This window comes from Chryseobacterium nepalense, from assembly GCF_023195755.1.
Lineage (GTDB): Bacteria > Bacteroidota > Bacteroidia > Flavobacteriales > Weeksellaceae > Chryseobacterium > Chryseobacterium nepalense.
The window spans coordinates 3,486,270-3,499,932 of the sequence record NZ_CP096203.1 but is presented as its reverse complement, the minus strand read 5'-3'; the positions used below and the strand labels follow the sequence as shown (position 1 = coordinate 3,499,932).

Here is a 13,663-nt window from a genome sequence, read left to right as displayed (position 1 = left end):
TTATTAATTTTATTTTAAATTTCAGTAATTATCCTCTTGGAGGAAAAGTCCCGTAAAGGCAAATAATATAATTCATTCCAAGTGAAGGCTGAACAATAGTGAGCGCGTTATTCCCCCCCGAAACACCTACCTGCAATGCCATCGGAATTGGTTTTGTCGTAGAGTCGGTACCCTGATTGCTGTACATCGATGCCTTTGATGCGAGGATATTGTTCGCCGGAGTTCCCGAATCCCCTTCATCCGAATAAGCAGGAATTACAACATTCCCTGACAAATTATGGGTATGAGCAGGCAAATTTGACATGGTGAGAGTTACAGAGTTTGTACCTGTCGCTTCTCCCAAACTGTAATATGATAAACCGGGACCCTGCCCTGCACCTACAGCCGACCTTCCCGCAAGGTTCGGGAGACCGAAGGTAGTTATCCCATCTCCACCATAGGTATTTCCTAGAAGTGAAAACAAGGCCGTATTTGACCTGATAGCCAATAAAGCGCCATTACAATACTGCCATGATTTGGGAGCAAAGTTTGCGGCAAAAAGTCGGATTTCTCCAATTGTTCCGTCCATAATTATTGTTTTTAAAATGAAAATTTATTAAAGTATAACCTACTCAGGAGAATGATAAACAGAATCCCAACCTGAATAAATTGTTTAGATGTCAGCAGATGTCGGAGTGAAAGAAGCATCCATACAGTAAAATTCAAACAATGTTTGAAAGCCCGTATTTTACGATCTTATTAGTCCCGAAAATGTGATATTAATTTGGAAAAGAATAGTTTACTATGATTTTCATGATTATTTATTTTAGTTTTTTAGTTTTCTGAGTGATAAACTGCTTTACAGTAATCACATCTTATTACAAATTTAAATTTATTATTGACATAATTGCTATTTATTAAAAAAAATTAGTTAATAATTTATTATTTCTAATTTATATTCATTTTTAAAGCAATATGACTCAGCAATTATTTTCCCGATAAAATTAAACATTACCGTATTAGCTGAATTAAGTATTTATACTGAATTTGCATTAAAATTTGCAACATACCACGATTACAAATCCTGCAGATTTTGTTTATTGGTGAATGTTTTTAAGCCAATTCCGATTTATAATTTTATAAGTGTCTGATTTATAAAACATAATGACCTTCAACATCATAAAGTCAATTGCCAGCATAAAAAAACCGCTTTAAACTTGCGTTTAAAGCGGCCTTTTATTTTTATGAAGTTATGCTTATTTTACTTCTTCAAAGTCTGCATCCTGTACATCATCTGCTCCTGCATTGTTACCACCAGGGTTTTGAGCTCCTGCATCGGCACCAGGCTGCTGTCCTGCTGCATACAATTCTTCTGAAGCTGCCATCCATGCTGCATCAAGTGCTTCTGTTTTAGCTTTTACATCATCTGCATTTTTAGCTTCAAAAGCGGTTTTCAATTCTGCATGAGCAGTTTCGATTGCTGCTTTTTTATCTGCAGATAACTTATCACCAAACTCTTTCAGTTGCTTTTCAGTCTGGAAGATCAATCCGTCTGCTTTATTGAAGATTTCAACTTCTTCTTTTTTCTTAGCATCAGCAGAAGCATTTTCCTGAGCTTCTTTTTTCATTCTTTCGATTTCCTCATCAGAAAGACCAGAAGAAGCCTGGATTTTGATAGACTGCTCTTTACCTGTTCCTTTATCTTTCGCAGAAACACTTAGGATACCATTCGCATCAATATCGAAAGTTACTTCAATTTGAGGAACTCCTCTTGGTGCCGGTGGAATATCTGTAAGATCGAATCTACCGATTTCCTTGTTATCATTGAACATTGGTCTTTCACCCTGTCCTACTCTGATGCTTACAGCAGGCTGATTATCAGAAGCTGTTGAGAATACTTCAGATTTTTTAGTTGGGATCGTTGTGTTTGCTTCAATTAATTTAGTGAAAACAGAACCCATTGTTTCGATACCTAAAGAAAGCGGTGTAACGTCTAATAGAAGAACGTCTTTTACATCTCCTGTTAAAACCCCTCCCTGGATAGCAGCACCAATTGCCACAACCTCATCCGGGTTAACTCCTTTAGACGGTTTTTTACCGAAGAATTTTTCCACTTCTTCCTGAATGATCGGGATTCTCGTAGAACCACCTACCAGGATTACTTCATCGATATCTGAAGTTGATAAACCTGCATCTTTCAATGCTTTAGCAACCGGCTCCATAGATCTTCTAACAAGATCTGCAGATAACTGCTCAAATTTCGCTTTCGTTAAAGTCTTCACTAAGTGTTTAGGACCTGTAGCGGTAGCGGTAATATATGGAAGGTTGATTTCTGTTTGTGGAGAAGAAGATAATTCGATTTTTGCTTTTTCAGCAGCTTCTTTTAATCTTTGTAATGCAATAGCATCTGATTTTAGATCAACACCTTCTTCAGATTTGAATTCATCTGCCATCCAGTTAATGATCACATCATCAAAGTCGTCACCTCCTAAGTGCGTATCACCATTTGTAGACAATACTTCAAATACACCGTCTCCTAAATCAAGGATAGAAATATCGAAAGTACCACCACCAAGGTCATAAACTGCGATTTTCTGATCTTTATGGTTTTTATCAAGACCATACGCTAACGCTGCAGCAGTAGGCTCATTGATAATTCTTTCTACTTTAAGACCTGCAATTTCACCGGCTTCTTTGGTAGCCTGTCTTTGTGCATCATTGAAGTATGCAGGAACAGTAATTACCGCTCTTGTCACTTCCTGACCAAGATAATCTTCTGCAGTTTTCTTCATTTTCTGAAGGGTCATTGCAGAAATTTCCTGCGGAGTATATTCTCTGTCGTCGATTTTTACTTTTACGGTATCGTTTGGCCCGCTTACTACTTTATAAGGTACTCTTGAGATTTCAGAGGCATCATCTTTAAAATGTGTTCCGATAAATCTTTTGATAGAGTAAACCGTTTTTGTAGGGTTAGTAACCGCTTGTCTTTTCGCAGGATCCCCCACTTTTCTTTCACCATCTTCTGTAAATGCTACAATAGAAGGAGTTGTTCTTTTACCTTCTGCGTTAGGGATAACAACAGGGTCTTTTCCCTCCATTACAGCAACACAAGAGTTGGTTGTACCTAAGTCAATTCCGATTATTTTACTCATAATATTTTTATTTTTTCTATTTTTAATTTTAATTTACATTCTGTATTTCTCAATATTTGTACCATTCAAATTTTTATGACAAATTGACACACCCCATTTGAAATCAGCAATAACAATGAGATTTTAAAGCTAACCGATCATATGATAACGATACTGTAAAGGTGGATTTTAACCAGTATTGCTGTTCAAAATGTCACTTTTTAATTTATAAGCATATTTCTATTCCATAGGTTTTTTTAATAACTTTAATCACTGTAAAAAATTAATTGCATCGGGCTTTATTAAATTTAATTAAAGCTTAACGTTGAAATACTTCAATAAAAAAAGGTGAATTATTATTTTTGATAAATTATAAACTAGCGAATGTCATTACATTTTAATCCGAGAGATATTACCTGGCTTGCCTTCAATGAGAGGGTGCTACAGGAAGCAATGGACGAGAAAGTTCCTTTGCATTTGAGAATCCGTTTTTTAGGAATTTTTTCAAATAATTTAGATGAATTTTTCAGAGTTCGCGTTGCCGGGTTAAAACGTGCCATGGATTTCAAAGAAAAAGTAATTGCCGAATCTTTTTATCAGCCTCCTTCAAAAATTCTTCAGAAAATCAATGATATTGTTATGAGGCAGCAACAGAATTTTGATAAAACGTGGAAGAAAATCCAGGGCGAAATGGCGGATCATCATGTATTCATCAAAGCTCCCAAAAACTTAACCCCAAAACAGAAAGAGTTTGTAAGAAACTATTTTGATGAAGTGGTAGAATCAAACGTGATCCCGATTCTGCTTCATGAAAATACCCCAATGCCTTATATGAGAGACAAAAGTCTCTATCTGGGTGTTGCCATGAGAAAAAAAGATTGGCAGTATTCCAGCAATTATGCCATTATAGAGATTCCATCGCGTTTTGTAGGAAGATTTGTCCTGCTTCCGACTGAAGATCCGCAGGAAAAAGATGTCATGCTTCTGGAAGACGTGATTACGTTCAACCTGCCGCATATTTTTTCGTATTTCGGATATGATGAATTTTCGGCGAATGCTTTTAAAGTAACCAAAGATGCGGAACTGGATCTTGATAATGATATCAGAACCAATTTTGCCGAAAAAATCGAAAAAGGATTAAAAAACAGGAGAAAGGGGAAACCTACCCGTTTTGTTTTTGATAAAGATATGGATAAAGCACTTCTCGAGATGCTGATCCGAAAATTGAATTTATCCAAAAAGGACAGTATTATTCCTGGTGGAAAGATTCATAATTTCAAACATTTTATGGATTTCCCGGATGTTTTCGAGAAATATGAAAGGCCTGTAGAAAGAACTTCTTTTACCCATCCTGACTTTGAAAACGGTAACCGTGTAACAGACGTTATTTTAAAACAGGATGTTCTTTTAACATTTCCTTATCATAAATACAATCCCGTTATTGACCTCCTTCGGGAGGCGGCGATGGACCCTGATGTAAAATCCATTCAGATTACGGCATATCGTCTGGCGAGTAATTCAAAAATAATCAACGCATTAATTTATGCCGCAAGAAACGGCAAAGAGGTTACCGTTATGCTTGAGCTGCAGGCAAGGTTTGATGAAGAGTCTAACCTCGAATGGAAAGAAATGCTGGAACCGGAAGGAATTACGGTATTGATAGGTATTCCGAACAAGAAAGTACATGCCAAATTGTGTATCATCAAAAAAAGATCCCACAACAAAACCATTCAGTACGGATTTATAAGTACCGGAAATTTTAATGAAAAAACAGCAAGAATTTACGGCGATCATTTGCTGATGACAGCCGACCGCGGAATCATGGCAGATATCAATAAAGTGTTCAATATCCTTAAAAAACCAAAGGTTGACTTTCTGCCTGTTCTTAAAACCTGCAAAAATCTTTTGGTATGTCCGCAATTCATGAGGGAAAAAATCGTTCATCATATCGATAAAGAAATTGAAGAAGCAAAAGCAGGAAGACATGCGGAGATGATCATTAAAGCCAATTCGGTGAGTGACAGATCGCTGATTGAAAAATTGTATGAGGCTGCTAACGCCGGAGTTCACATCAGAATGATCGTAAGAGGTATTTACTGTGCGGTAAACCAGAAGGATTTTAAAGAAAAAATTAAGGCGATCAGTATTGTAGATGAATATCTGGAACATGCCAGAGTCATGTATTTTTATAATAAAGGTGCTGAAGATATGTATATTTCATCAGCAGACTGGATGACCAGAAATTTGGATTACAGAATTGAAGCCGCTGCCAAAGTCACCGATAAAAACCTTAAGAAAGAACTGAAAGATATTCTTGACATACAGTTGAAAGATAATGTAAAAGCTCGTATTTTAGACAAAAAATTGAGTAACGAGTACATTCATAATGATAAAGAAGAATGCCGTTCCCAGATTGAAACCTATCGATACTTACATGCTAAAACAAACAAAAAATGAAGATTGCAGCCATAGACATCGGAAGTAATGCGGCCAGACTGCTGATTAATGAAGTAAAGATTAATAATAAACAGCCTGAATTCATCAAGCTGAATCTCTTGAGAATTCCTCTGAGACTGGGAATGGATGTGTTCACCCTTGGAAAAATCGGTGAGGAGCGTGAGAAAATGGTGATTGATTCTATGAAGATCTTCAGTGACCTGATGAAAATTTATAAGGTAGAACATTACAGAGCCTGCGCGACAAGTGCCATGCGTGATGCTGCCAATGGCCGGGACATCATTGATGAAGTAAAAAAAACCTCCGGAATTGATATTGAAATTATTTCGGGAGACGAAGAAGCTTCCCTGGTTTTTGAAAACCACATTGCAGAAGGCCTTGATAAAGATTTTGCCTACCTTTACATTGATGTTGGCGGTGGCTCTACTGAACTTACCTTCTATGAAAACGGCAAAATGCTGTATGAGAAATCTTTCAACATCGGGACGATCCGCTTACTGAATAATTTGGTAACCCCCGATAACTGGAAGGACATGAAGGAAGAGATCAGGAAAAATATCAACAGCAAAAAGCCTGTTGTTGCGATCGGTTCAGGCGGGAACATCAATAAAGTTTTTTCGATGAGCAAAACGAAAGACGGCAAACCGATGTCCTCATCACATCTTAAGAAAGTCTACAAGGAGTTCAATGACCTTACCGTGGATGAAAGAATGACAAAATACAACCTCCGCGAAGACAGAGCAGATGTGCTGGTTCATGCCTTAAAAATTTTCAATAACGTGATGACATGGTCTGAAATCAATAGGATTTTTGTCCCTAAGATCTCTGTAGCAGACGGTTTGATCCATAATATTTACAGTACTTTACAGGACAAAAAATAATTATCTCAATAGAAATTAAAACCGGTCAGTGATCGGTTTTTTTTTGTTGATTCAATTTGTTTCTTTTTTAAATAGTGAGGAAGTGACAACCACCCTAGCCTTGATTGAGCGGTATGTTTGAGCTCTTTTCCATTTCCATTTTGCGGCGGCTTCGCCGCCGCAAAATGGAAATGGAAAAAGCGAGTAGCGAAAGCAAGAAAAAGCTTCCAATAAAAAAATATATTGCTTTTCGATGCAATCAAATTGCTCCTTAAAAAAATAACAAATACAATTCGACGGAGTCAAAAAGCTTCCAATAAAAAATAAATATCTGCTTTTCAATGGAATCAATTACTTCTAAAAAATATAAATACAATTCGACGGAATTAAAAAAACTCAATATATATAATTTTTCATCTTCCATAAAGTAAAATTGAGGTTCGGAACGTCAGCAATAATACAATATTAAATAATGAACTCAATTAAAGTAATTCTCACAGGAGCCACCGGAATGGTGGGCGAAGGTGTTCTGATGGAATGCCTTGAAAACCCCAATATTTCGGAAGTTCTGAGTGTAAGCCGTAAGACCAGCGGAAAAAAGCATGCTAAACTGAAAGAATATATCATTCCCGATTTTCTCGCCATGAATCTTCATGATGAAAACCTAAAAGGTTATGACGCTGTTTTCTTTTGCGCAGGAATAAGCAGTATGGGAATGAGCGAAGAGGAATATACCAGAATAACCTTTGATACAACGATCCATTTTGCCAAGGCTGCACTCAGCCAGAATCCGGATATGGTATTTAACTACGTTTCAGGTGCATATACCGATAGTACAGAGAGCGGAAAGATCATGTGGGCAAGAGTAAAGGGGAAAACGGAAAATACGTTGAGGAAGCTTGGATTCAGTGCTGCATACAATTTCCGGCCCGGATTTATGAAACCTGTTGAGGGGCAGAAGAATGTAAAATGGTTTTTTAAACCTTTTATTTTATTTTTTCCGGTGATATTTCCTTCAAAATCATTAACTTTACATGAAGTGGGTAGAGCAATGATCAACGCAGTACAAAAAGGATACCCCACCTCAACATTAGAAATCAAGGACATTAAAAATCTGGCGATATGAAAGGAATGATAAAAAGAATTTTTCTGGTTGCTTTTATTTTATTGGTTCTGACTGCTATTTCGGGTTTTTTCTATATGCAGAAACATCCTCTTGACGGGAGAAAAGCAACGGGAAAAAATCTGAATTTTTCGGGCCATGTGTCCAAGTAGGAAAAACTAATATTTCGTGAAGTTCAAAGATCGTTTTAGAGAATTCTGATGACGGTTCATCGCCTGCGATGTAATATTTTTCATTCATCTTAAACCTATTTATTAATCATTTATTAAAATTACCTTAAAATATTTAAAAAGTAGAAACTCCATTTTTGCATAAATTTAATATCAGCAAAAATGATTAATAACTACTTTTTGAAAGGTTCTGTTATAGCTGCATTTTTCCTTCAGGGAGCGGTTTTTGGACAGACATCCCTTATCCACTACTGGAATTTTAACAATAATACTTCTGTTGCTGCCATTACCACTCCTACAGTAAGTTTAACAGGAGGATCACTGAACACAGTGATTAATGGGACGACAGAGATCGATTTTGCAGGCGGAACAGGACAGAATTTCAATGTTGAAAATCTGAATGCCAGAAACGGAGATGCCGCAGGAACCCATTTACGATATAACTTCCCTATTAACGGAAACCTGCAGTTTAATTTACCTACGACAGGGTATCAAAATGTAGTTGTGAAATTTACAACTAGAAGATCCGGTTCCGGAGCGGGAACACAGACATGGTCTTATTCTACGGACGGAACGACATTTCAGACATACCAGACTATTTCCCCGCAGGATGCCAACCCGCAGCTGATTACATTTGATTTTTCCGGAGTGAGCGGCGTTTCCAACAACCCAAATTTTAAACTTAAAGTTGAATTCTCTCCAACTGGCGGCGGAAGTGTGGGAAATAACCGGTTTGATAATTTTACTGTAGATGCAACTGCTGTAAACGGAGCCGACACAACGCCACCAACAGTAACGTATCTTCCGGCAAATAATACAAATAATGCTTCTTCTACCGCAAATCCTACTATTACATTCAACGAAAATGTAAGGCTGCTGGATAATTCTGCAATTACCAATGCTAATGCACAAAATCTGGTTGATTTCCGGTTAACAGATGCTTTGGGAGCACAGGTTCCTTTCACTACAACATTTGCGAATAATACAATCACCATAATTCCTGTTTCTGGTTTAGCGACCAATCAGACTTATTTTCTGGCTTTAAAGCCGAATACCGTTGAGGATACGAGTGACAATGCCGTAAGTACGGTGACCTCTTCCACTTTTACTACTGCGGGAACTTCCGTTTCTTTAGATAAAAATTTTATTAAAGTCAATGAAAATGCAGGAACATTAGCATTTAAGCTAAATATTGCCAATCCATCAAATGCTACCGTGAATCTTGTGGTAAAACCTGCTCCGTTCAGTACTGCGGACAGTACTGATTTTACATTGGCCAATCAGACCATTACGATTAATCCTTCTACAACAAGCTATACCGTGAATATTCCGATCATTGATGATATAGCTGAAGAACAGCAGGCAGAATATTTTGTAGTGAGTCTTGAAAGCCCTGTTGGGGCAACCATTTCAGGAGACAATAATGCAACAATTTATATTATTGATAACGACAAGCAGGCACCTGTTCCGTCAAATCAGATTGCCCTAAACTATATCGGAAGTTTTGATCCTTCCGGAAACAACAACAGTTCTACGGAAATTGTTGTTCATGATCCCGCAACTCAGAGATTATTTACCATCAGCTCCATTACGGATGTTTTTGATATTATTAACTTTAGCAATCCTACAACCCCAACAGTAATCAATACTATCAACATGGCTCCGTACGGAGGTATTACCAGTATTGCCGTAAAAAACGGAATCATCGCTGCCGCTTCTCCGAATACCAATCCGCAACAGAATGGCTCCGTAGTTTTCTTTGATATCAACGGGAATTTCCTGAAACAGGTAACCGTAGGTGCTTTGCCGGATATGATTACTTTCTCACCGGACGGTACAAAAGTAATGACCGCTAACGAAGGAGAACCGAATGATGCTTACACCGTTGATCCTGAAGGTACAATCAGCATCATTGATATTTCAGGCGGAATTGCAAACCTTACCCAATCTAATGTAACAACCCTAAATTTTAATGCATTTGATGCTCAGGTTGCTGCTTTAACAGCAACAGGTCTAAGAAAAGTGAGAACGAACAACACCCTTTCCCAGGATCTGGAACCGGAATATATTACGATCAGTTCAGACAGTCAGAAAGCATGGGTTACGCTTCAGGAAAACAATGCGGTGGCAGAGGTGAATTTAGCGACAAAAACAATTACCGGAATCTGGGGACTGGGTAAAAAAGACATGAGCATTCCCGGAAACGGCTTCGATGCATCGGATAACAATAATGAAATTTTAATCGCCAACTGGCCTGTAAAAGCGTACTACACTCCGGATGCGGTTCAGAATTATAAAGTGGGGAATACTCATTATATTGTTACGGCCAACGAAGGAGATGAAAAAGATCTTTCAGGCTTCAGCGAAAGAACAACGGTGGGAGCAAATAATTATAGTCCTGATCCAGCTTTGTTTCCTCAGGCAGCGATTTTGAAAGCTTCTTATAATTTGGGCAGATTCAGAGTTTCTAATGCTACAGGAAATACAGATGGCGACGCAGATTTTGAAGAGATTGCAGCGTTAGGCGCACGTTCTTTTTCTATATTTAATGCAGATACAAGACAGATTGTTTACGACAGTGGAGATCAGTTTGAGCGGTATATTGCAGCTAATCATCCTTTGATCTTCAATGCTGATAATGAATCAAATACTGTAAAGAACAGAAGCCGCGCGAAAGGCCCGGAGCCGGAAGGTGTGGCTCTAGGAACGATCAATGGGCAGACTTATGCTTTTATTACTTTGGAAAGAACCGGCGGTGTGATGGTTTACAATATTACAGACCCTAATAATCCAACATTTACCGATTACAAACATTCGCGTATGACTTCTGCTTATGGTGGCGATAACGGACCTGAAGGAATTATCTACGTAGCTCCTGAAAATACAACAACAGGTAAAGGCTATGTAATCATCGCCAACGAAATAAGCGGAACTTTATCCATGTATGAAGTTGCGGGTGCCCCTACTCTGGCAACAGGTGAGATAAAAACAGCTAAGACTACCTTTAATGTATTCCCAAATCCTATAACAAAAGGAAATACTCTTTATTTCAACAGAATGCAGGATTATGAGCTGTACGACATGTCCGGAAAATTAATCAGAAAAGATAAAAAGGCTTTAACTATTGATACTTCTGAACTTTCTACAGGAGTTTATCTTTTGAAAACTTCAGAAGGACAAACAAAAAGAGTTGTTGTAAAATAGAATACATTATTTAGTTGATTTGAATAAGCCCTTTACCGGGCTTTTTTATCCTTACAATAAATATTCTTTAAAAAAATCAATCCCGGCGAATTTCTCTGCCGGGATTTATAATTAATGCATATCGTCATAAATTCTTACAAGATCAACTACATTTTTCACCTGCAGCTTTTCAAAGATTTTTTTCTTATAAGTACTGATGGTAGACATCTTAAGGTTCAGTATGTTTGAAATTTCTATATTCCCGTTTCCCTGCGCAAGAAGCTTAAAAATCTGAAATTCTCTTTTAGAAAGTCTTTCTACAGAATGACTGCCCGCAGTATGTGTAACCAGCTTCTTCATCATATCCACGGTATAATAATAGCCTTCCTCAAACATGGAATTTACCGCGGTAATGATTTCAGATTCTGAGGCTCCTTTGTTGAGATATCCGGCAGCTCCCTCTTCTATGTATTGTATCCCTACATTGTCATCATAAGTTGAAAAAAATAAAATCTTAAGGTGTTTTTGCTTTTTCTTAAGATCTTTTACCATTGCCCTAAAAATACTTCCCGGTATATCAATATCAATAATTAAAAGATCATATACCTTTTCAGAAACCATATCCTTTGTATCGGAGTATGTTTCAGCAAAATCTATATTACAATGATATTGGAGTTTTGACTTTAGCACCAGAGCTGTACCTGTTCTTACTACATAGTGACCGTCAGCAATGAGTATATTTTTCATAGAGTTAGTTTTTTAAATAAAAGTCCCAGTCAAACGGGAAACAGCTTCTCTTTATTGTTATGTTTTCAATACAAGTTACAGACCAAATACCATATACATTTCTATCCATACCTTTCTATCAGGAGTTTTATTAAAGTTATTACAACGGTTTTATGATTCCGGAAATTCAGGAACCTAATAATTGAAAATAATTTTTATAAAATCTTTAAAAATTATTAAACATATAAATTAAATGAATAAAAAAGTATGTTACAAGCATTCATCCTTATCTTAGCGCTGTAAATATTTTCTACAAAAATAATACATAAAATATTCATGGGCATGTAGAAATATTACTATAAATATTTCATAAATTTTCTAAATAATTTCTTATAAATCAAGTGAAAACGATTACACATAAAAATCAAAATAGTGTGATAAATTTAAAACCAACCGAATCTTTGTTCAAATCCCTTCCTTGTAAAGATAAATCCTGCGTAAAGATTGGCAATTTTAAAAGTTATAAGTATATGAAAAATCTAAAATAAAAAAACAGACCTCTAAATATTAAAGGTCTGCTGAAAAATATATTTAATTTTTTCTTTTATTCTACGCTTACAACTTTTTCTATCTCCGGAGCATGCTGCTTAATCGTGTTCTCAACACCCAGTTTCAGGGTAGAAAAATTTAACGAACATCCGGAACAGTTTCCTAAAAGTTTTACATAAACCAGATTATCCTTCACATCGATAAGCTCGATATCCCCTCCGTCTTTATTGAGAAACGGACGGATACTTTCCAAAGCTTCCAATACCCTTGTTACTGTATCTTCGTGTGTTATATTTGTTTCCATATTTTTTTCAGTTCAATTTGGTTTCAATTACTATTGAAATTATTTTGCTTTTGGGGAGCATCCTGCCATCGTAGTGATCTTAACCGCTTCCGTAGGAGGCAGATTTTTGTTTCTTTCTACAAGGCTTTCCACCATTCTTCGGGCAGTTTCCGTATACACCTCTGCAATTACAGAATTTTCCTGCAATGCTGCCGGTCTTCCTACATCTCCAGCTTCCCTGATGCTCTGAATCAAAGGAATTTCCCCCAGTACAGGAATACCAAGATCTTCTGCAAGATACTGAGCGCCTTGTTTTCCAAAAATATAATATTTATTTTCAGGCAATTCTTCCGGTGTAAAGTACGCCATATTTTCGATTAATCCAAGAACTGGAATATTAATACTTTCCATTTGGAACATTGCAATACCTTTTCTTACGTCTGCCAAAGCTACATGCTGCGGTGTGCTCACAATCACGGCACCCGTTACAGGCACTTCCTGGATAATAGACAGGTGAATGTCTCCGGTTCCCGGAGGAAGGTCAATTAATAAAAAATCAAGTTCTCCCCACGCTGCATCTCTGATCATCTGGTTTAATGCCTTTGAAGCCATCGGACCTCTCCAAACTACCGCCTGATTTGCTCCTGAAAAGTATCCTATAGAAAGCATTTTTACACCATAGTTCTCGATCGGTTTCATTAGATTTTTGCCTTCAATTTCTACAGAAATCGGTTTTTGCCCTTCCGTATCAAACATCGTAGGAACAGATGGACCGTAAATATCAGCATCCAGCAATCCTACTTTGAAACCCATTTTTGCCAGTGTTACCGCTATGTTCGCAGAAACGGTAGACTTTCCTACCCCTCCTTTTCCTGAAGCAATAGCAATGATATTCTGGATTCCGGGAATCTGTTTTCCTTTAATCTGGCTTTGCTGAATTTCACTCGGTTCCGGAGAAACGATTTTCAGTTTCAGGTTTACCTCTTCTCCGAATTCGCTTGCAAAAGCCTGTTTCATGGCTGCTTCAAGCTTTTTCTTTTCATGCATGGCCGGTGAATGAGCTGTCATATCAATATAAACCTCATTACCCATGATCTGAAGATTGTTTACCAAATCATCTACTTCTATATCTTTAAGGAAATTCTGAACCTTGTCTTTCGTCAACATAAACTAATAAATTGTCTACAAATTTACGAAAAATT

General features: G+C 37.1%; 10 protein-coding genes. 5 read left to right on the top strand and 5 right to left on the bottom strand.

Translation table 11 applies throughout. The annotated features are described in order from the left end of the window. Window positions 1-28 precede the first annotated feature (28 nt). Window positions 29-568, bottom strand: coding sequence for a phage tail protein (locus tag M0D58_RS15780; protein ID WP_248391463.1), 540 nt, complete (start codon window positions 566-568; stop codon window positions 29-31). A gap of 667 nt (window positions 569-1,235) precedes the next feature. Then, complete coding sequence (dnaK, locus tag M0D58_RS15775; protein ID WP_248391461.1) at window positions 1,236-3,131, bottom strand: molecular chaperone DnaK; 1,896 nt, start codon at window positions 3,129-3,131, stop codon at window positions 1,236-1,238. 363 nt (window positions 3,132-3,494) lie between these two features. Between dnaK and ppk1 the strand changes: the two genes are divergently transcribed. The 5 genes from ppk1 (at window position 3,495) to M0D58_RS15750 (ending at window position 10,924) form a co-directional block, all read left to right on the top strand. Continuing rightward, window positions 3,495-5,567 carry a polyphosphate kinase 1 gene (gene ppk1 / locus M0D58_RS15770; protein WP_248391459.1) on the top strand — a complete coding sequence of 691 codons (2,073 nt, stop codon included), beginning with the start codon at window positions 3,495-3,497 and terminating at the stop codon, window positions 5,565-5,567. Beyond that, a complete protein-coding gene (locus M0D58_RS15765) occupies window positions 5,564-6,448 on the top strand; it encodes a Ppx/GppA phosphatase family protein (protein WP_248391457.1) in 885 nt (294 codons plus the stop codon). The genes ppk1 and M0D58_RS15765 overlap by 4 nt, the downstream gene beginning before the upstream one ends. 451 nt (window positions 6,449-6,899) lie before the next feature. After that, window positions 6,900-7,553, top strand: a complete 654-nt coding sequence (locus tag M0D58_RS15760) for an NAD-dependent epimerase/dehydratase family protein (RefSeq protein WP_248391455.1) — start codon at window positions 6,900-6,902, stop codon at window positions 7,551-7,553. Next, on the top strand, window positions 7,550-7,702 hold the full coding sequence (locus M0D58_RS15755) for a hypothetical protein (RefSeq protein WP_248391453.1): 153 nt from the start codon (window positions 7,550-7,552) through the stop codon (window positions 7,700-7,702). The genes M0D58_RS15760 and M0D58_RS15755 overlap by 4 nt, the downstream gene beginning before the upstream one ends. Before the next feature lie 180 nt (window positions 7,703-7,882). After that, the gene (locus tag M0D58_RS15750; protein ID WP_248391451.1) at window positions 7,883-10,924 is read left to right on the top strand and encodes a choice-of-anchor I family protein; all 3,042 of its coding nucleotides are present in this window, start codon (window positions 7,883-7,885) and stop codon (window positions 10,922-10,924) included. Between the two features lie 111 nt (window positions 10,925-11,035). Here the strand turns inward: M0D58_RS15750 and M0D58_RS15745 are convergent, their stop codons facing one another. The 3 genes from M0D58_RS15745 to M0D58_RS15735 all read right to left on the bottom strand — a co-directional run bounded on the left by M0D58_RS15745 (window position 11,036) and on the right by M0D58_RS15735 (window position 13,628). Next, complete coding sequence (locus M0D58_RS15745; RefSeq protein ID WP_248391449.1) at window positions 11,036-11,650, bottom strand: response regulator transcription factor; 615 nt, start codon at window positions 11,648-11,650, stop codon at window positions 11,036-11,038. A 583-nt stretch (window positions 11,651-12,233) separates the two neighbouring features. Further along, window positions 12,234-12,482, bottom strand: a complete 249-nt coding sequence (locus tag M0D58_RS15740) for a NifU family protein (RefSeq protein WP_169229467.1) — start codon at window positions 12,480-12,482, stop codon at window positions 12,234-12,236. Window positions 12,483-12,521: 39 nt separating this feature from the next. Then, complete coding sequence (locus tag M0D58_RS15735) at window positions 12,522-13,628, bottom strand: Mrp/NBP35 family ATP-binding protein (protein WP_248391447.1); 1,107 nt, start codon at window positions 13,626-13,628, stop codon at window positions 12,522-12,524. Window positions 13,629-13,663: the final 35 nt, after the last annotated feature.